The organism is Ruegeria sp. D4 (genome assembly GCF_056534475.1).
In genome coordinates this window covers 22,531-41,781 of record NZ_JBQFPJ010000023.1, presented here as the reverse complement: position 1 = coordinate 41,781, position 19,251 = coordinate 22,531, and the positions used below count along the sequence as shown (strand labels likewise).

Below are 19,251 nucleotides of genomic sequence, written 5' to 3'. Positions count from 1 at the left end.
GATCACCTTCTTGTTCGGGGGGAGTTCAAAAGGGCTTCAATTAAAACGGGGACTCGGATCGGTTTGGTGATGTAATCATCCATACCGGCGTCCAGGCACATCTCGCGATCGCCCTGCATCGCGTTCGCAGTCATGGCAATTATGCGAGGACGGCTGCCATCGGGGAACGCCTTGTTGATCCGGCGGGACGCCTCCAACCCGTCCATTTCGGGCATCTGCACATCCATGAACACGACGTCGTATGTTTGTCGGTTTACGCTTTCAACGGCCTCAGCGCCGTTGCTGGCCAAATCCGCGCGATACCCCATCTGCTCCAACAAGCGGAGGGCGAGTTTCTGGTTCACCAAATTGTCTTCCGCCAGCAATATGCGCAGTGGGTAGCGCTTTGCCATATCGGGGTCTGTTTGGGGTTTGTCCGGTGGTTTGGCCACTTTCAATTGCACCTTTTGGGTCGCAAACAATGTGACCAACGTATCAAATAGCTGCGATTGACGTAACGGTTTGGCAAGGTTGGCGGCAAACAACCCGTCCTCAAGATCCACGTCGCGCTGGCCGAGTGAACTGAATAGGATCATCGGCAGTGCCGGCCGCTTTGTGCGGATCTTTCCTGCAAGTTCCTCTCCATCCATTTCCGGCATATGCATGTCGAGGATGGCAAGATCGAACCGGTCGGCCTTTCCCAGCAGGCCCAGCGCTTCGGACGGGGTTTCACACGTCGTGGTTTGGGTGCCCCACTTCTCGGTTTGGAGAGCCAGGATTTTGCGATTGGTGGCGTTGTCGTCCACCATCAGAATACGCTTGCCCTCAAGCTCGGGCTGAACGCCAACCAGATTGCGAGACGATGACTTCACTGGTTTCGCCGCTTTGGCCCGGATCTTGAACAAAAAGGTAGAACCACGCCCTTCGCCTTCGCTTTCCGCCCACATTGTCCCACCCATAAGCTCTGCAAGACGCTTGGAGATCGCAAGACCCAGACCAGTGCCACCATATTTGCGGGTCGTTGAACTGTCTGCCTGGCTGAAAGATTGAAACAGACGGCGCATGCCCTTGTCAGACAGGCCAATTCCGGTGTCGCGAACTTTGAACGTGAGTTCCAACGCGCCCTGCTCCTTGGCTGATCGTTCAACGGACAGAACCACTTCGCCGCTTTCGGTGAACTTCACGGCGTTAGACAGAAGGTTCAGCAGAATTTGCCGCAATCGGGTCAAGTCGGCGCTGATCGCCGGGGGCAGGGCATCGTCGAACTCATAGGCCAAATCGAGCTGTTTTTCGGCAGCTTTGCCGCTGATCAAATCCAGCGCGCTTTCTATGCATTCACGCAAGTCGAACGGATGGTTCTCGATATCCATTTGCCCGGCCTCGATTTTTGAGAAATCGAGAATCTCGTTGATGATACCCAATAGCGCATCGCCACTGTCGCGGATCGTATTGGCATAATCGCTCTGCTCCGCATCCAACTCGGTGTCCATCAAAAGCCCGCTCATTCCGATCACGGCGTTCATCGGGGTTCTGATTTCGTGGGACATGGTGGCCAGAAAAGCGCTTTTGGCTTCGTTGGCCTCTTCCGCGGCCTTGCGCGCTTCTTCGGCCTCTCGGAATAGGCGCACATTCTCAATTGCTATGACGGCCTGGTCGGCAAAAGATTCCGCCATGGCAATATCGTCATCCGAAAATGGCTTTTTCGTTTTCCTGATGAACACAAGGCCACCCAGGCAGGTGCCGACACGCATCAACGGAACACCCAGGTAAGCCTCGGTTCCGTTTTCCTTGTGCAGTTTTTTCGCCAATCTCGGCAGTTCATGTGATGAAAAGTCGGAAACATGCCGTGTTCTTCCCGACATTAATACCGATGACTGGAAATTGTCTTGTGGATCAAGCGGGTGACGGGACTGTCCGAAGTCGCGTATCAACCCGTGCGATGAAGCCACGGCCACTTGCCACCAGGATAACTCATCGGCCAAGGTTGCTATCGCCATATCACACGAAACAAGCCGGGTCGCGGACTCTACGATCATCTCAAAAACAGGCGTTGTATCCGTAGGCGATTGGCTGATCACCCGCAGTACATCAGCACTCGCCGTTTGACGCGCGAGCGCAGTTTGCGTGTCATTGAACAATTGAGAATTCTGGATCGCGATAATCGCCTGCGACGCGAATGTCTCCATTTGCTTGATTTGCTTTTCGTCAAAAGCAGCAGCCGTTCGGCTGCCCATGCTGATGACACCAATTGTGGCGCCGTCACGTATCAGAGGCACGGAAAGAACGGATCGATACCCTTCGAGGTTCGACTTCAGAACCGGATCATAAAGAGGGTCTGCCTGCGTATCCTCGACATAGTCGGCCTGTCCACGAAGAAGTGCACGCGCGGTCGCCGATGAGTTCCCCGGTTCAAATGGGTGCGCCTTCAGAAACTCGGTAAATCCGTCTGACAGGTTGTGCCCCGCAAAGAAATGATACTTCCCGTCCTCTGGTTTCTTCAAGGCGACGAAGGCATCCTGAAGACGGCAGATACGGGACGAAACGGCCAGCAACGCTTCCAGCACGGGTTCCAATGCGTCAGGAGATCGGGAAATCACCTCGAGAACTTCAGTCGTGGCAGTCTGGTATTGCAAGGCCTCTTCGACTTCTGCGGTGCGCGCCTGCACTTCCTCGAAAAGCTGCGTGTTGTTGATGGCGATCAGTGCCTGAGACGCAAAGGTTTCCAAAAGGCTGATCTGTTTGTCGTTAAACGCCGAAGCCTGCCGGTGCGCCATGACGATGACCCCAAGCGTCAGACCGTTTTTGACAAGCGGAACGCCCAAAGTGGTCAGGTAATCGCCCATCTCGGCCGCCTGTTTCCACGTGTAAGTCGGATCGTTGCGCGTATCCTCGATGTAGACTGTTTTTCCATGCAACGCCGTTCGCCCGATGCACGAGCCTTCTTCCGGAGCTATGGGGTTGTCTGACAGGAACTTCAGAAACGCATCGCTCACGTTGTGGGACATGACCACCCGGTACAGCCCGTCGTCTGGGTCCCGCATCGCGAAGAATGCATATTCCGGTGAACATATGCGCGAAGAAACCTCGAGGATGGCATCCAGCACCGGCGGCAGATCGTTGGGCGAGCGGGAGATGACATCCAGCACTTCTGACGTGGCTGTCTGGTACTTCAGTGTCTCTTCCACTTCGGCCGTACGTGCCTGAACTTCTTCGAACAACTGGGTATTGTTGATCGCAATCACGGCCTGGGCCGCAAAAGTCTCTAATAGAGAGATCTGCTTTGAATTGAATGGCGCGACCTTGTCGTGGCAGAGCACGATCACGCCGACCACCACTTTGCCCTTGATCAGCGGGACACCTAGCAGCGAACGGTACTTTCCGATGCGAGCTGCCTCTTTCCATGCGTATTCGTCAGCTTCCGTGTCCTTGTAATAGACTGTTTCCCCTCGGGCTGCTGTTTGGCCAATTCCGCTCCCGTGGCCGGCCGGAACAGGGTTGGCCTTCATGAACTTCATGAAAACACTGTCAAAATCGAGCATGATGTCCGTGTGGTAAAGGTTATCTTCCGGATTGAGGATCGAAATCGCAGTGTATTTTGGTTCGCAGATCCGGCTTGCGACCTTCAGGATTTCCTCAAGTACCGGCTCCAACTCGTTCGGAGAGCGCGATATGACCGACAATACGTCTGACGTGGCGGTCTGGTATTCCAGCGCTTGCTCTACTTCCGCAGTGCGTTTCTCAACCTCGCGGAATAGGTTCGCGTTTGTGATGGCGATAATGGCCTGGTCTGCGAAAGTTTGAAGCAATTGAATCTGTTTCTTGGAAAACCCGGAAACTTCCGGCGACCCGAGCGATAATACGCCCACGACCTTGCCGTTCTTGACCAACGGCACCCCAAGCAGTGATTTGTATTCACCGACGCCGCTTTCTTCCATCCATGTGTAGAACGGGTCCGCTTCGACATCTTCGATATAGATTGTGCGTTTGGACAAAATGGCCCGCCCGCTTACACCGCTCTCACTGGGCGAAATAGGGTGCGATTTGACGTAGTCCGCAAAAACCGTGTCCTGAGTGAGTGTCGAGTGAACATGGAAGAGCCCGTCGTCCGGATTCAACATCGCAACATAGGCATCCTGCAACTCGCAGATACGCGACGCCTCTTTGAGGATGGCATCGAGAACGGGCGACAACTCGTTTGGTGACGCCGAAATAACCCGCAGCACTTCAGAAGTGGACGTCTGGTATTCCAGCGCTTGCGTAACTTCCGCCGTGCGGTCCTGGACCTCCCGAAACTGGCGAACATTCTCCATTGCTATCACGGCCTGGGCCGCAAATGTCTGGACCAGTGCGATGTCGTCATCTGAGAACGGTGCAACTTCTCGGCGATAGAGCACGATCACCCCAAGTCCGGTGCCGCCTTTCATCAACGGAACCGCAAGAACCGAGCGGGCGCCTTCGATCTCGACCATCTGAACCCGTTTCGGGTCGCGGTCCCGGTAATAAAGCGGATCATCGGCGATGTTGTCCCGACGAATGACCTGCCCATCGACCATGGGCCTGATTGCGATCAGTTCCGTACGTGTCAAAGGCTCGGTGAATTCCCTGAGCGCTTCATCAAAATCGGTTCTCGCGCCAATATTGGCCGGGATCGTCGCAAGCCCGCGTTCGTGATCAGCGACACACAAGAAGGCCAGCGGTGCCTTGCACAAACGGCTGGCATTTTCGAGAATGCTGTGGAAGACCGGCTTGTCGTCGTCGCGGCTGCGACTGATGACTTCAAGGATTTCTCGCGACGCTTTCTCCCGCTCAAGCCGTTCCTGAACTTCGCGAAACTGGCGCGTGTTCTCGATTGCAATCACCGCGTGTCTGGCGAATTCATCGATTAGCTGCACATCAGGGTCGGCGAATGGACGCACCTCGCGGCGGCTGACCGCGATGGCCCCGATGGCCTGCCCCCCCTGCATCAACGGAACTGCGACGCGGGACCGAATGCCTTCCACCTCAACCATCGCAACCGCCGTTGGATTGCCCGAGCGATAGTAATCTGTATCAGCTATATCGTCGACGCGAACTACCTGACCTGTTCTTATCGCGATAGCGGCTGTAAACGAACCTTCGAGAGGCCACTCCGTTCCTATTTCAGCCCCTTCTTTTTGGTGACCCCAAGCCGCCACGAGCCTTCCGCAGGTTCCAGCAGAGTTTACCAGAATGAGTGCGGCCTGATCCGCACCACAAACCTGAGTGGCCTGCTGAAGAACCACCTCAAAGACCCGCGCATCGTCGTCCCGGCTTTTGCTGATCACTGTCAGAACTTCCCGCGTCGCCGTTTGGCGTTCCAACTGAGTATGCAGCTCTGTCATTTGGCGTGTATTGTCGATGGCGATGACAGCCTGAGCTGCAAAGCTCTCGACCAAAGCAATCTCGTCATCGGTGAAAGGGCGTACTTCGCGCCGATAAATCCCGATTACCCCGACCGGGTCGCCGTCCACTGAAATCAGAGGGACTGTCAGAAACGAACGGACACCTTCTTCATCAACCAACTGACGGCGCCAAGGGTCCTCGTTAATGTAATGGTCTGTCAGGCGTAAATCGACGTTGTGAATAACGCGCGCTTCCCGCACAGACTCGGCAATCTGAAGATTTGAGTCCAACGGCCAACGATCAACACCGACCTCGTACGTGGCCAATTGATCGCCGTAATGGGCGGCGTATTCTAGATGGGTTCCCGCTTCATTCAAGAGGCTCAGCGTCGCGACATCGGTTTCACACAGCCGGGCGGTGTTTTCGAGGATCGTCTTAAAGACCGGAGCTTCATCCTCCCGAGAACGGCTAATTACCTCAAGCACCTCGCGCGTGGCGCCCTCGCGCGCCAGGCGGGTCTGCAATTCGCGGAATTGGCGAACATTCTCGATTGCGATCACGGCTTGCGCGGCGAATGTTTCCACCAGCCGAACCTGATCATCGGTGTATGGGCGCACTTCGTTGCGCGCCAACATCAAACACCCGATTGCCGAGCCATCCAGTTTCAATGGAACAAACAGATTGCTGCGGCATCCATGTGTGTCGACAATCAGCTTGAAACGCTCATCACCGGACTTGTGAAAATCGGTATCTCCCATATCGACAACGCGTTTGGTCTCGCCGCTGAGAATGGTATCGGTCACAAGGGAATTGCCCGGCTCCATGGTGTACTTACCGTCGAGCCAGAGCTGTTGAATGTCCGGGTGCAGATTAACGCTGGCCACCAGTTGCTGAAGGGCATCCCCTTCTCGCCCCAGAACCAGACCGGCGAAGAAAGCGTCGCAGAGATCTTTTGCCAGCGTTACAATCAGATCGCAGACCGGCTGCACGTCATCCTTGGTCTCGGAGATTGCCTGCATAACCCGCGCAGTCGCTTCGAACCGCGCCTGCTGATCAGCGACGCTGAGCCCCTCACTTTGCGCGGATGACGACGCAGGACCTGCCGTCTCTCCTGATGGTCTTTTTTCACCCACGTGAGGTTAAGCTCCCCAGTCAACTCATGAAAAGTACCAGGTTCGAGTTTAGAGAGCATGAGATAGAAGTCACTGAGTTTTCTTCGCGGGTCCCGGAATCAGCGTTGCCCCGCAAACAGCCCAAGGGCACATGATCCGATCATTTCAGATGAGCCGTGCCAAAACACACATGACGAAGCGAGCTGCCGTCGGCACCTTTTTCAGGTGTTCTGTTAGCACTTCATTGAAAAATCTGGATTCAACAAAGAAAGCGTTTGGGACTTGTCGATGCGTGTGCTCGACATGCGCGCGTTGAATTGTGTTGGCAACAGCGATCCCATCATCTTCGGGAGAAAGGTATTCCGTCGTTCGCGCCTATCGCAAACTGATCCGCACGAGCCTCAGGCGGAGGCGACGTCCTTCATTTGGATGAGCTGAATGAGATTTCCGCACGTGTCATCAAAAACAGCCATGTGAACTGCCCCCGCATCCATCGGTTCGGTGACGAAATCCACGCCCAGATTTTTCAGCCTCTTGTACTCAGCATCAAGGTCCCGGACCTGAAATGAATGTGCGGCGATGCCGTCTGCAACAAGGGCTGCTTTGTAAGGCCCCACCGCCGGGTGGTCGCTTGGTTCAAGCAGCAACTCAGTCCCTTCGGGATCTTCCTTTGATACGACCGTCACCCAACGGTTTTCGCCCAATGAGATATTGTGCTTGACCTTGAACCCCAGGGTTTCAGTGTAAAACTTCTCAGCTTTGTCTTGGTCATCAACAAATATGCTGGTTACATAGATTTTCATGTCTTGGATCCGTTTGGTTTGTAATTTGTTAGCCATGATGCAGCCGCGATGTGCTCATCGCTCACGCGCAAGGAGTGCGTTTTTGTCCGACCCTTCCATTCAACTTCGATCAAGCCTGCCTTCTCCAACACCGCCAGATGCTGGGAAACCGTCTGCCGGGACAACGCAACACCATCCTCCGCAACCGATGCGGCGCAAACTTCGAACAGCGACTGGGCAGGTTGCCTGCTCAGACGGTCGATGATGCGGCGGCGGGTGCTGTCGGAAAGTGCCTTGAAGATTAGGTCGAGCTGATCATCTTTCATGGCTTCAATATGCAGCAACATTACTGCAAGTTTCTTGCGCCGGAAGAGACGTTCACGAGTCCTGCGAAGATGCCAGAAATGGGCGCACCAGGACTATTTTTCATACGACTTGACACATGACGGGCGGATGACTAAGTCGACAACCGCCTGAGGCATACCGCTTCGTGCAACGGAGATTTTATGAAAGAGACCCGGGCCTAACGCCCGTTCCTGGCGACCCAAATTCAGGAACACAAACATTGATAGGCACACTCACGCGCGATGCTGAGTGAACCTGTTTCTGTGCTTTCGTAAGATCGAGACATCCCAATGAATATCTCAAAGCACGAGCAACGTGTTTTGCACGAACTCGCCCTTGGCGGGGCGATCCACTTCGAACGCCTAGAAAACGGCAAAATCCACGACGTCACTTGTTACACGCGCGACGGTCATGTCCTGACCGACTGCAGCCTTGGCGTCTTCAAGCGCCTTTTGAAGCGCCGTTTCATTCGTTCGAAAAACGGCAGTCCTTACCGCGCATCCGCGTTGGGGATCAAATCTGTGCGTGCGCAAATGAACCAAAGATAGGAAAGAAAAATGAACCATATGAAAATCGAGGTCATCGGGCTTTTTACCCAAGTTCAAGTTAGTTCCGACAAACAAGCAGACACCGCACCCCTGAGCTTTTGACCCTGTCGCAATTCTGGATGCAGCTTGAGTTGAGGCCCGGAATCGCAAAGCCGCTCGATGGTAAGGCGATTGCGGTCGCACTGATCATGCAGCCGGAGATGACAAAGTAATCTTTGGTTAGGCTCCGTAGTCTGCACATACCCTTCGCCATCCAATTGGCGGAGGGTTCTTTCGGCTACACAGTGCTCAATCTTCTTTTGGGAAATACGTCTTCCACCTCGGCTCTTGGCCTAAACTCGGTGCAGGGAACTGGCAAAATCTTGCCGGGGAATTGGCAACCCTCTTTTCATTTCAGATTGGATTACCGTAAAAGCCTCGAAAGTCTTCGAACAGGCAAAGAAGCGACTTGCACACCAGCGCCCGCAAAACGAATACAAACCTGCCGATTTTGCTCGGCACTGCCCGAACCGCGATTGCGTTGGGGCTTTTCATTCTTGTTTCTGCCTGTGCCCAAAACCCATCCGAAAGGGAACTCAATCCGGAACGTCAGTCAATGGCGTTGCGCGAGGTTTCACAAAAGCAGGCCCGGGGGCAAAGGGTGTGGTGCGTACCCTATGCACGAAGCCTCAGCGGCATCGAAATTCGCGGCAACGCCAAGGACTGGTGGGGCAAGGCGCACAATATTTTTCAGCGGGGCAATGAACCGGTTGTCGGTGCGGTGATGTCGTTTCGGGCTACCCGAGGGATGCCGTTGGGCCATGTGGCTGTCGTGTCCGACATTGTCACCGAGCGGGAAGTTATCGTGAACCACGCGAACTGGCACCGCAATAAGGTATCATTGAAAATGGGCGTCAGGGACGTATCCAAAAACAATGACTGGACGCTGGTCCGGGTCGAAAGTCAGCCGGGCCGGTATGGCAGTTTCTACCCGGTGAACGGATTCATATATCCGATCGCTACCAAGTAGCCCAAACTAATTTCTCTTCTCGTTCGCCGTAGACCCGTAGAATACCCCGCGCGCAATTCTCATCCCGGTCGTTAAGCACGGTCACTGACCGTCCTCGCACAGAAGACGAACAGTGGCGTCGCTCGACATCTCAAAAAATTCAAAGCTTGATTTGTAACACCCGTTTCGGTCCGGCAATAGCAATTGGTAAGTTTTCACCCGAACGGCGTTACCAGAAGGCAACCAGACAAAACTTCGCCGACATTTATTGAGCTTCGATCTCCGACAATGGGAGGTTACCGTGGCCAAAGCTTTGCGCCAAAGATGCAAATCTTTGGGCGAAATGCAAAGCTTTGGGAGCACCTACAACCTGTTGTGGGTTTGCGCATATCGCCGCGCCTATGCTATTGATTTAATTCATGAAATTCAAGTGAGCTCGCCCACAACTTTGCGCGACGTTTGCGCAAAAATTTGCGCGATTTGCCCAAAAGCTTGCTCACTCACCATTTTGGTGTCGGCTTAAATCCTTCCGAAAGTCTCTTTTAGTTCTACGACTTGAGCTACATCCAACATTCGGGTTGGCATACCTCGCAGTGCCAAGAGTAACTTGGCTGTTTCTTCCAGCTCTTCTGCTGCACAGACCGCTGAGAACAGATCCTTTCCTGAAACGACGGGGCCGTGATTAGCCAACAGAACCGCACTATACTTGCCGCCCAATTCGCGGATCAAATCACCGGATTTCGGATCACCCGGCTTGACGTATGGAACCAGTTTGACCGTGCCGACGCGCATGACCACGTATGGTGTAAGCGGTGGAATACAGTCATTGGGATCGGTGTCTTCCAGGCAGGACAGAGCAGTGGCCCAGGTCGAATGCAGATGAACCACGGCGCCCGCTTCTGGCCGCGTCTCATAGAAGGCTTGGTGCAGAAAAACTTCCTTGGTCGGCTTGTCGCCGGAGACGTGGTGCCCATCCAAATCAATCTTGGCGATGCGCTCGGGATCGATATTCCCCAAGGTGGAGTTGGTTGGTGTCATGAGGATCCCGTCATCAAGACGTGCCGAGACATTGCCCGCAGTGCCGACGGAAAATCCACGCTCAAACAGCGAGGCGCATAGCTCTGACATCTGCTGCCGCAAAGCCGGTTCATCCGAACTCATTTGCCTGCCTCCATCATTCTGAGCGCCTTCGCGAAAAAGTCCGGAGCGCCAAAGTTTCCAGATTTTAGAGCCAGCGCAATGGTTTCAGTTTTTCCGACGCTCAGGACAGGTACGCCCGGGTCGATCTCTGGACCAATTGACATGGCAGGAGACCCCAGTGCCTCAGATACGACCTTGGCGACAGCTCCCGACGTCTCCCCTCCGGCAACGACAAGGCGCTTATAGCCCGTTTGGACAAGTTCCCGGGTAGTTTCAGCAAAGAGATTGTCCAGCTTTTCCGCCACAGTTTCCTGTCCGAATTGACTTTGGATCGCGCGCACCTCTTCCGGGCTTCCTGATGAGTAAGCGAGGGGGGCCTCACCTGAATGCTTTTCAAAGAAATCCAGAAGCGTTTGCTTAGTCACATCCCCGGACATGACACCCGGAACATTGATGGCGAACGTCGGATTGGATTCCGCATGAACATCGATCTGTCCGCGGGTCGCACCTGAACATGATCCTGCAAGGATGGCGGCGGGTCCAGCGATACCTGTGAACACACTACCACCTCTTTTGGACGACGCTCTTCTGACGAAGTTTCTGGGTAGACCCAATGCTATCCCGGATCCCCCGGTAATGAGCTGGGCATCCTTCAGAGCCTCACCCCAGGCCAGCAAATCCTCGTCCGAGATCGCATCACCGATTACAAAGCGTTCGTTTGCGTTCTGCAAAGCATCAGCAATCGCCTCTAGCCCTTGCTTCACGGTGTCAACTGGCACTAACCCAACCGCTTCTTCGGTCTGATGCTGCAACCAACGCCTGATGTTGGCATCCGTCATCGGAGTAAGAGGGTGATTTTCCATCCCAGACTCGTTCAACGGCTTGCCAAGCACAAAAAGATGGCCCTGATAAACCGTACGCCCCGTGGTGGGAAAGGCCGGACAGAAAACCACCTTTTGCGCACTCAGTTCATTAGCCAACGCTTCCGCAACGGGGCCGATGTTTCCTTCTTTAGTGGAATCGAATGTGGAGCAATACTTAAAGATGAACTGCTCGCATCCTTGATCTTTAAGCCACCGCAGAGCGCGCAAGCTGTCCGCTACCGCTTCCTCAGTCGGTGCGGTGCGGCTCTTGAGTGAGATCACACCCGCTTCGATCTCCTCGTCGGCTGGGGTCGTTGGAATACCCGGGAACTGAGCCGTTCGTAATCCACCTTCCGGCTCAACGCCCTTGGCCAAGGTGTTCGCAATATCACTCGCACCAGTGAAGTCGTCTGCAATGACACCGATTTTCATAATTCAATGTCCCTCGTCGGTCCTGGATCCAACCTATGGATATGTGGTGCCGCACCGACGGGAAAAATCTCACGCACAAGTGGATCATGGCCGGGCACGATAAGTCGAGGATGCGAGGCCAACCTCTCCAGGGTCTTGAAACCATCCATCATTTCCTGCAAATCGACGACGATGGGAAAGGCTTTGCGTGCCATGAAATACTCGTAGTAATGCGAGGCATCAGAGGCGAGCACCATCCACCCGGCTGCCGTTCTTACGCGAACACATTGCAACCCGCGCGAATGCCCACCGATGCAGTGTACCGTAACCCCATCTGCAATCTCGGCTTCTCCGTCGTAGAATATGACCTGGCCTGAATAGAGACGCTTTACGACCTCGCAGACATGGTCAGCCGTGAAAGGCGCACGCAGGTGATCATGGCACATGCAGGGACCTGTAGCGAAGGCCATTTCCGCCGACTGCATGTGCAACTTCGCGTTAGGGAACATATGCACCCCCCCTGCGTGGTCATAATGAAGGTGGGTCACGATGACCTCAGTCACCGCTTCCGGCGCGATGCCTAGAGGCCGCAAAGCCTCGCGAGGGTCCATCGCGATGGGACGACCACGGGCGGCAGCCTCATCGGAGTCGTAGCCAGTATCGACCAGAATGACTTTTTTGCCGCGTTTGAGCACCCAAACGAAGTAATCCATCGCATGAGGCGCGTTGTGATTGTCATCGATGATGAAACTATCAGCTCGCGTCCGGGCATTTCGATCCGCATATTTCACGGCTTGAATTTCCCAATCGTTCATCGGATGACCTCGGAATACTGGTGAACTACCTTGGTGGCGATCATATAAGCCACTGCCGCATCAAAGGATTGAAAATGCGCGCTTTCTAGGTGGGCAGAGAACGCCACGCTGTCATCATAAACCTCATAGAGAAAAACTGTCTCGGGATCGTCGCCGAGGCAAACGTCAAACTGATGGCATCCGGGTTCTTCACGCAAAGAAATTGAAGCGTTTTCGACCATCAGCGGCAAGAAAGCTGCTCTCGTACCGGGTTTGAGAGTGAAGGTGACAGTAACCGCAAACATCAGACAGAAATTCCTTTTAGGCGTGAGTAAGCGCGCTTTGCGACGGGCAGTTGGCTGAGGATCAGACCAATGTTGAGCACCAGCAGAATGGCCGCACCGGGTCGTGAAAAGAAGACCGAAAGATCCCCGTCCGACAAGAACAGCGACCGGCGGAAGGTTTCATCGAACAGACTGCCCAGAATAACCCCGATAACCAAAGGCGCGATTGGGTATTTCATCAGGTTCATGAAATAGGCAACTGCGCCGACGCCAAGCATCAGATAAAGATCATTGATGCCCCCACCAACGCTGAAAGACCCAATTGTTGTCAGAACCATAACGACGGGCAAAAAGATGGTCTGCGGGATGGCAAGTATTTTGATAAATACCCGAGCGGTGAAAAGCCCCATCAGGAACATCGTCAGCGAGGCCAACACCAGGATTGCAACCACGCGCAGAATGATTTCGGGGTCTATCGTCGGGCCCGGGATCACGTTGTTGATCTTGAAGGCCCCCATCAAAGCGGCGGCGGGTGGTGAACCGGGAATGCCCAACACCAACAGCGGGATCAGCGCGCCGCCAATACAGGCGTTGTTTGCAGTCTCAGAGCACAACAGACCTTCCAAGGAGCCTTTTCCGTACTTGTCGCCCTCGGTAGATAAGGTCTTGCCAACACCGTAGCTGACCCAACCGGCTACATCTTCGCCTACTCCGGGAAGTGCTCCGACCCCTGTCCCAATCACGCCTGACCGGCCAATGGTGGGCAGGTAGCGTCGAATTGAGCGAAGGTTCGGAAGGATACGACCTTTCAGGGCCAGAACTTTCCCGGCCTCAACGTGCGTCAAACCGTCAATGATTTGGGGGATCGCAAAGGCCCCCATCAAAACCGGCACGACCTGAAACCCGCTCAACAGGTAAGACCAGCCGAAAGTATAGCGCGGTTCAGACAACAAAGGGTCGAGTCCCACCATGGACATCGCAAGCCCGATCAGACCGGCGATCCATCCCTTAATCACCAGGTCTTCGCTCATCAAAGTGCCAGAAAGCAGAATGCCGAAGAGGGCCAGCAATGCTTTCTCCGGGCTTGCGATGTTCTTTGAAACCAAAAGCAGCGCCCAGACGAAAATCAAAAGTGTGATGGTCCCGATAACTGTGCCAATGAAACTGGCCGTCGTGGTCAGCCCAAGTGCTTCGCCCCCTCGGCCCGCTTTGGCCAGAGGGTAACCATCCATGGCTGTTGCCGCGCTGGCTGCCGTGCCCGGAATGTTCAGCAAAATAGACGGGTAAGAGCCGCCGTAAATCGCGCCGACATAGGCCCCGAGCAAAGCGATGAGCGAATAGTCGAGCGGGATTTTGTTGCCGAAGAAGCCCGTCAGGATCGTCACGGCCAGGGTTGCCGTAAGGCCGGGCAATGCGCCGAACGTGATGCCCAGGAATACGGATGCAATCAAATACAGATAGGTCAGCGGGTCCACTGCCAGGCCCACGAATGCAGTCCCAAATCCAGCCAGTTGCGAAAGAATAAAGTCCATCCGGTCAGTCTTTCCATGGCGGACGAAGCGTCACGTAGTAGTGGTATTCGATTTGCTTGAAGATCAGCCCGCCGCGCGCGGGCACGTTCTGCCGGAAAATAAAGGCCATCGCACATACGAGGATGAGCGGGGCAAGTATTGCCACCAATGGAACGAACCGCAAAACCCGTTCGGAAGTCGCTTTGGTCAACACCACTAGTGTTAACGCGACCCACAAGGCCAGAGTGAACCAATCATCACCGTGTGCATTCCAATCCGCCTGAGCAGGAAACACGGCGAACGCAAACAAACCGGTGACGACAACTGCGACACAGGCCACCAAAGCACGCCGCGCATGACCTCCGTAGTAGCCGTAAGTCAAAGCTGTAATCAGCAACCCAGAACACAGAATGAAGTCCACTCTGGGGACTAGTCCGACGACATATGCAAGAAGGATCAGGCCGATTGTTGATGCTCGATAGGCTTCCGACTTATCCCATCCGATCCTCAAAGCACTGAGCGCGTTTTGGGCTCCACCTGAACGGATCGAAATAGCCAGCAAGACGAGGGACAAAACAAGTAATCCACCGAAGATGAACAGCGGTACAATTGCAGCCGAGTTGTACCAATCAGATCCACTTACACCTGCGCGGTTTTCACCCCAAAGCGGGATGTCCGACGTCTTCCAAAGGAAAAAGGTGGAAATTGCTATCAGACCAATCGATGCCCAGAAATCGCGCGCCCGCATGATCAGTGTATCGTCAGGTTTGTCCATTGCCTGCCTCTTGTCGGAAAGGGCGCGATCAGGCGCGCCCTTTCAAAAGTGATCGGATTATGGCTTCTCGATACCCAGCGACGCCGGATCGACGGTCGCTGCGCCCAGATCTTGCAAGGTATAGGCAAAGGTAGCTTCGAGGTTCGCAAACAGCTCTTGAGCTTCTTCGCCGTGTTGACCACCGACATCATAATTGTTTGCAGAGGCCCATTCAGCCACGGTGTCGGAGGCAATCGCTTGCTCGAAGGCATCACCAAGCGCGGCCTTTACGTCGTCCCCGGCTGAACTGTGAACTGCAAACCCGATGGCCTGTTTGAGCGGCAAATACTGATCGAGACCGTCATAAATACCAAAGGCAGAAGGCACTGTTGCCCCTGCAATCTGCGCATCTTCGGGCGTCAACATCGCAAGCGGTTTAAGTTGACCGCCTTCGATCAACGGGGCCTGTTCAGCTAGAGAAGTCACAACCAACGCAACTTCACCCGCTATCGCTGCTTCCTGCCCTGGCGCTGAGCCTTTGTATGGAACAAACTTGAATTCTGCACCGGACCCTTTTTCGATGGCCAGAAGGTTCAAGTGGTGGATCGAACCTGCGCCGGAAGCCGCCGCTGGAATAGTGCCAGGAGCGGCTTTCGCAGCGTCGACCAGTTCTTCCAGAGTATTGTAAGGACTGTCCGCCGGAACCGAGATCAGATCAGGTGATCCGCCAACAATGAACGGATACCAGAAGTCAAATTTCTTATCCCAACCACCCTGCACAGCAGCGGTGACGTTCGATTCAGACAAACCGACGAGTGTATAGCCATCGTCTGGTTGGTTCATCACGTAGACCATCCCGTTGGAGCCTGCGACACCACCTGTTTGGTTGATCACATTGATCGAGACCGGAAGGTGTTTTTCCATCTCGGCCATGATCATTCGGTTGATCGTGTCCGTTCCGCCACCGGCCCCCCAGACCACGGCTGTGGTAATATCTCGATAGGGGTAATCCTGCGCAGCAGCTGCGCCTGCAATACCGGTCGCCATCACAGCCGCGGCCGCCAACTGCCCTAGCTTTAGTTTCATTTCCAAGTCCTCCCAAACATCTTTGCGTTTATTATTGCATTTATTTGCGTATACATTAAAGAATGCGTTGTCAACGGACTGTAGTGAGATCTGCAATCGCGCTATGAATACGAAACGGGAAGGAAGCGGGCTAAGATGAAAAAGAATTATGATGTGGCAGTGTTCCACGGCGACGGAATCGGCCCTGAAATTATGGCCCCTACTCTTGAAATTCTGCGCCGGCTCTCAAGCAACAATCCCAGCTACGAATTGGTGTTTACGGACGCGCCGGCAGGCGCATCCCACTACGCAAAAACTGGAGAATCGTTTCCTACCGGGTCACTCGAAACTGCACGCAACGCCGACGCGATTCTGCTCTCTGCAATGGGTTTGCCGGATGTTCGCTACCCTGACGGAACCGAGATTTCACCGCAGATCGATCTGCGAAAGCAACTGGGACTTTTTGCAGGTGTGCGACCGGTGAAGGTATGCAGCGGACAAATGACCCCCTTGGCGCTGCCCCCCGGAAAAGAGATCGACTTTGTCTTGATACGCGAAAGCACAGAAGGACTGTTCTTCACCCAAGGCGCTGGCGAAGTTACTGAACACGAAGCACGTGAAACTTTGCTGATCACTCGTGAGGTGTCCGAAAAACTGTTCCGTTTCGCGTTTGAACTCGCCCAGAACCGCAAAAGAACCGGGCGCGGCCGGGGTCGAGTTACATGTGTCGACAAAGCCAATGTATTCCGCGCCTTTGCATTCTTCAGATCGATGTTTGATGCAGAAGCCGCCCACCATCCCGATTTGCAGGCAGACCATGCTTATGTTGATGCCACCGCACTGTGGATGGTCCAAAAACCTTGGGAGTTCGATGTCTTGGTGACCGAGAACATGTTCGGAGACATCCTCTCCGACCTTGGTGCAGGTCTTATGGGCGGTCTTGGACTGGCTCCATCAGCGGATATCGGGTTGAATCACGCTGTATTCCAACCCTGCCATGGTTCCGCTCCAGACATCGCAGGACAGGGTATTGCCAACCCTTTTGCGATGATCCTGTCCGCAGCAATGATGCTTGAATGGTTGGGTTTGACCCATGATCACCCAGGCCTGTCCAATGACGGCGAACGATTGCGTGAAGCCGTGGAAAAGGTGACTGCGAACGGAAAGAACCTAACGCGTGACCTAGGTGGCTCCGCCGGAACGCAGGATGCAGCCGCGTCGGTATTGGAAGCATTGTGGGCATGAACACTCGACAAACCATCAGAGTCGCGTGTGTGGGTGCGGGGTATTTCAGCAGGTTCCACTACGAAAGCTGGTCCCGAATGCCCGGAGCGGTTCCGGTTGCATCCTGCAACCGTGATATAGGCAAAGCGAAAGAAACAGGACTGGCCGCTTACGATGATCTGTCAAAAATGCTGGAGGCGGAAAAACCAGATCTCGTGGACATCATTCTTCCACCTGTGGCGCAAGCCGACGCCATTCGAACTGCGCTGCATTCGGGCATAATGTGGCTGATCTGCCAAAAACCTTTCTGCATGTCATTGGATGAAGCTAAGAAGATCGTCTCAGAGGCTGAAGTGGTTGGTGCAACTATTGTTGTACACGAGAACTTTCGCTTTCAGCCTTGGTATCGTGCAATCAAGGTGGCTATGACCGAGGGTCGAATTGGCACACCTCTACAAGCGACTTTCCGGCTTCGGCCCGGCGACGGCCAGGGACCGCGCGCCTACCTTGACCGGCAGCCGTACTTTCAGGACATGCCACGTTTTCTGGTACATGAAACTGCTGTTCACTGGGTAGACACATTCCGATTTTTGTTCGATGCGCCCAGCGCAGTTTATGCAGACTTGCGCCAAGTTAACCCCGTTATCTCGGGCGAGGATGCAGGTTACATCCTGTTTGACCACCCCAACGGTTTGAAAGCTCTGTTCGATGGCAACAGATGCCTTGACCACCGCGCCAAAAACCCGCGTCAGACCATGGGCGAAGCTCTCATCGAAGGAACAGAAGGATCACTGGTTCTTTACGGCGACGGTTCAGTAGAATTCCGCGGTTTTGGAAAACAGGAGCGACAGCAGATTTTGCCTCCAAGCGATCATGATGGATTTGGAGGAGACTGCGTCCACGCCTTGCAAACTCACGTCATTTCGGGCCTTCTACGGGGCACGCCGCTGGAAAACACGGCCCGAGATTATTTGGATGTGATCCGCATTGAAGATAATATCTATCTCTCAGCTGCGGAGGGACGAAAGATCAACCTGGAGACGCCGTGAAGGATCAGGACGCAAAAACTCTTTCCAATACACAACGCGCTGTTAGGGATTTGCGGCGGATGATCCTGTCTGGCGAACTTGCGGCCGGAACTGACCATCTGGAGTCAGAACTCGCCGAGACCCTTGGCATGTCCCGCACCCCGATACGGGAAGCTGCGCTGATGTTGGAAAGCAAGGGATTGCTGGAAATGCGACCCCGCAAGGGCGTGCGGATACTGCCCGTTTCATCAGATGATATGCGTGAAATTTACGACATATTGACGGAACTCGAGAGCCTCGCAGCACAGCGCGCTGCCGAAGCGGGTTATTCAGAAGATGAACTGACAGTACTTGCCGGATCAATTGCAAAGATGGACCAAGCCATCGAGGCCGAAGACCTTGAAGCCTGGGCCGAGGCCGACGAGTTGTTTCATCAGGAGCTTGTTAGGTTGGGCGGCAACAAACGGGTCGAAGCGATTGTCGCCATGATGAGCGACCAGGTACGCCGCGCGCGCGCAACGACGTTGTTCATCAGGCCCCTGCCCGTCAAATCCAATGAAGATCACCGGGTTGTTTTTCAAGCGATTAGTGAAGGTCGTCCAGATACCGCCCGTGAACGTCATCGAGAACACAGGCTGCAAGCACAGGCTATGCTTTGCGGGATACTTGAAAAGCATCGGCTTAACAGCCTCTGATCTTCTCACATCCGGTCATAAATCAACTAAAATAGATGCTTGTTTTAGGCACCGAAGGCGCTCCGAATACCTGCCTAACACGGCAGTCCATCGTTAAGTCCGGCAGTTCTGACTTACTTTTTTCAGGTCACTCAACCAATCACTGCATCGACGGGGTTGCAATAGTACGATTTCGGATTAATTTAGTTCGATATCGTACTATTGGAGAGTCAAGATGCCAAATCGAAGACGTTTTCTCAAGATTCTAGGCGGAGGCACAATACTGGCGGCAACCGGCGCGGTTGCGTTTCTCGCTACACGCACGCCGCATGACGCGCTGGCTCCGTGGACGCCAAAACCGTATGGGGTATGGGCCTGAACCAATTGC

Annotated in this window: 15 protein-coding genes; 5 read left to right on the top strand and 10 right to left on the bottom strand. The window is 54.3% G+C overall.

Features of this window, described 5'->3' with window-relative positions; translation table 11 throughout:
* Positions 1 to 2: 2 nt before the first annotated feature.
* From ACR0MI_RS21440 to ACR0MI_RS21430, 3 genes are all read right to left on the bottom strand, one after another.
* Entirely contained in the window at positions 3 to 6,473 is a 6,471-nt protein-coding gene (locus tag ACR0MI_RS21440; RefSeq protein WP_170817302.1) for a GAF domain-containing protein, read from the bottom strand.
* A gap of 380 nt (positions 6,474 to 6,853) precedes the next feature.
* Positions 6,854 to 7,255 carry a VOC family protein gene (locus ACR0MI_RS21435; protein WP_170612256.1) on the bottom strand — a complete coding sequence of 134 codons (402 nt, stop codon included), beginning with the start codon at positions 7,253 to 7,255 and terminating at the stop codon, positions 6,854 to 6,856.
* Positions 7,252 to 7,581 carry an ArsR/SmtB family transcription factor gene (locus tag ACR0MI_RS21430; protein ID WP_480442099.1) on the bottom strand — a complete coding sequence of 110 codons (330 nt, stop codon included), beginning with the start codon at positions 7,579 to 7,581 and terminating at the stop codon, positions 7,252 to 7,254. Before ACR0MI_RS21430 ends, ACR0MI_RS21435 begins: the two co-directional genes overlap by 4 nt.
* Positions 7,582 to 7,869: 288 nt before the next feature.
* Here ACR0MI_RS21430 and ACR0MI_RS21425 point away from each other — a divergent pair, with 288 nt between their 5' ends.
* Entirely contained in the window at positions 7,870 to 8,127 is a 258-nt protein-coding gene (locus tag ACR0MI_RS21425; RefSeq protein ID WP_170612258.1) for a YjhX family toxin, read from the top strand.
* A 448-nt stretch (positions 8,128 to 8,575) separates the two neighbouring features.
* Entirely contained in the window at positions 8,576 to 9,136 is a 561-nt protein-coding gene (locus ACR0MI_RS21420) for a CHAP domain-containing protein (protein ID WP_480442101.1), read from the top strand.
* A gap of 498 nt (positions 9,137 to 9,634) precedes the next feature.
* Here the strand turns inward: ACR0MI_RS21420 and otnC are convergent, their stop codons facing one another.
* Genes otnC through ACR0MI_RS21385 form a run of 7 tightly spaced genes read right to left on the bottom strand, consistent with a single transcriptional unit; the run spans position 9,635 to position 15,958 of the window.
* Complete coding sequence (otnC, locus tag ACR0MI_RS21415) at positions 9,635 to 10,276, bottom strand: 3-oxo-tetronate 4-phosphate decarboxylase (protein WP_170817300.1); 642 nt, start codon at positions 10,274 to 10,276, stop codon at positions 9,635 to 9,637.
* Positions 10,273 to 11,550: a 3-oxo-tetronate kinase gene (gene otnK, locus ACR0MI_RS21410; protein ID WP_170612264.1), complete on the bottom strand. Its 1,278-nt coding sequence runs from the start codon at positions 11,548 to 11,550 to the stop codon at positions 10,273 to 10,275. The genes otnC and otnK overlap by 4 nt, the downstream gene beginning before the upstream one ends.
* The gene (locus ACR0MI_RS21405) at positions 11,547 to 12,344 is read right to left on the bottom strand and encodes an N-acyl homoserine lactonase family protein (RefSeq protein WP_480855542.1); all 798 of its coding nucleotides are present in this window, start codon (positions 12,342 to 12,344) and stop codon (positions 11,547 to 11,549) included. Before ACR0MI_RS21405 ends, otnK begins: the two co-directional genes overlap by 4 nt.
* On the bottom strand, positions 12,341 to 12,628 hold the full coding sequence (locus tag ACR0MI_RS21400; protein WP_170612268.1) for a putative quinol monooxygenase: 288 nt from the start codon (positions 12,626 to 12,628) through the stop codon (positions 12,341 to 12,343). The genes ACR0MI_RS21405 and ACR0MI_RS21400 overlap by 4 nt, the downstream gene beginning before the upstream one ends.
* Positions 12,628 to 14,139 carry a tripartite tricarboxylate transporter permease gene (locus ACR0MI_RS21395; RefSeq protein ID WP_170612270.1) on the bottom strand — a complete coding sequence of 504 codons (1,512 nt, stop codon included), beginning with the start codon at positions 14,137 to 14,139 and terminating at the stop codon, positions 12,628 to 12,630. The genes ACR0MI_RS21400 and ACR0MI_RS21395 overlap by 1 nt, the downstream gene beginning before the upstream one ends.
* A 4-nt stretch (positions 14,140 to 14,143) precedes the next feature.
* Complete coding sequence (locus ACR0MI_RS21390; protein ID WP_480442105.1) at positions 14,144 to 14,893, bottom strand: hypothetical protein; 750 nt, start codon at positions 14,891 to 14,893, stop codon at positions 14,144 to 14,146.
* Between the two features lie 57 nt (positions 14,894 to 14,950).
* The gene (locus ACR0MI_RS21385; protein WP_170612274.1) at positions 14,951 to 15,958 is read right to left on the bottom strand and encodes a tripartite tricarboxylate transporter substrate binding protein; all 1,008 of its coding nucleotides are present in this window, start codon (positions 15,956 to 15,958) and stop codon (positions 14,951 to 14,953) included.
* 135 nt (positions 15,959 to 16,093) lie between these two features.
* Here ACR0MI_RS21385 and ACR0MI_RS21380 point away from each other — a divergent pair, with 135 nt between their 5' ends.
* From ACR0MI_RS21380 to ACR0MI_RS21370, 3 genes are read left to right on the top strand one after another with little or no spacing between them, the layout of a single operon-like run.
* Positions 16,094 to 17,182, top strand: a complete 1,089-nt coding sequence (locus ACR0MI_RS21380) for an isocitrate/isopropylmalate family dehydrogenase (protein ID WP_170612276.1) — start codon at positions 16,094 to 16,096, stop codon at positions 17,180 to 17,182.
* Positions 17,179 to 18,210 carry a Gfo/Idh/MocA family protein gene (locus ACR0MI_RS21375; RefSeq protein WP_170612278.1) on the top strand — a complete coding sequence of 344 codons (1,032 nt, stop codon included), beginning with the start codon at positions 17,179 to 17,181 and terminating at the stop codon, positions 18,208 to 18,210. The genes ACR0MI_RS21380 and ACR0MI_RS21375 overlap by 4 nt, the downstream gene beginning before the upstream one ends.
* Positions 18,207 to 18,884 carry a GntR family transcriptional regulator gene (locus ACR0MI_RS21370; protein ID WP_170612280.1) on the top strand — a complete coding sequence of 226 codons (678 nt, stop codon included), beginning with the start codon at positions 18,207 to 18,209 and terminating at the stop codon, positions 18,882 to 18,884. Before ACR0MI_RS21375 ends, ACR0MI_RS21370 begins: the two co-directional genes overlap by 4 nt.
* Positions 18,885 to 19,251 lie beyond the last annotated feature (367 nt).

Excerpts from the sequence above, each read along its gene's own strand:
- ACR0MI_RS21435 (WP_170612256.1), bottom strand. The coding sequence starts at position 7,255 with ATGAAAATCTATGTAACCAGCATATTTGTTGATGACCAAGACAAAGCT.
- ACR0MI_RS21430 (WP_480442099.1), bottom strand. The coding sequence starts at position 7,581 with ATGTTGCTGCATATTGAAGCCATGAAAGATGATCAGCTCGACCTAATC.
- ACR0MI_RS21425 (WP_170612258.1), top strand. The coding sequence starts at position 7,870 with ATGAATATCTCAAAGCACGAGCAACGTGTTTTGCACGAACTCGCCCTT.
- otnC (WP_170817300.1), bottom strand. The coding sequence starts at position 10,276 with ATGAGTTCGGATGAACCGGCTTTGCGGCAGCAGATGTCAGAGCTATGC.
- otnK (WP_170612264.1), bottom strand. The coding sequence starts at position 11,550 with ATGAAAATCGGTGTCATTGCAGACGACTTCACTGGTGCGAGTGATATT.
- ACR0MI_RS21405 (WP_480855542.1), bottom strand. The coding sequence starts at position 12,344 with ATGAACGATTGGGAAATTCAAGCCGTGAAATATGCGGATCGAAATGCC.
- ACR0MI_RS21400 (WP_170612268.1), bottom strand. The coding sequence starts at position 12,628 with ATGTTTGCGGTTACTGTCACCTTCACTCTCAAACCCGGTACGAGAGCA.
- ACR0MI_RS21395 (WP_170612270.1), bottom strand. The coding sequence starts at position 14,139 with ATGGACTTTATTCTTTCGCAACTGGCTGGATTTGGGACTGCATTCGTG.
- ACR0MI_RS21390 (WP_480442105.1), bottom strand. The coding sequence starts at position 14,893 with ATGGACAAACCTGACGATACACTGATCATGCGGGCGCGCGATTTCTGG.
- ACR0MI_RS21385 (WP_170612274.1), bottom strand. The coding sequence starts at position 15,958 with ATGAAACTAAAGCTAGGGCAGTTGGCGGCCGCGGCTGTGATGGCGACC.
- ACR0MI_RS21380 (WP_170612276.1), top strand. The coding sequence starts at position 16,094 with ATGAAAAAGAATTATGATGTGGCAGTGTTCCACGGCGACGGAATCGGC.
- ACR0MI_RS21375 (WP_170612278.1), top strand. The coding sequence starts at position 17,179 with ATGAACACTCGACAAACCATCAGAGTCGCGTGTGTGGGTGCGGGGTAT.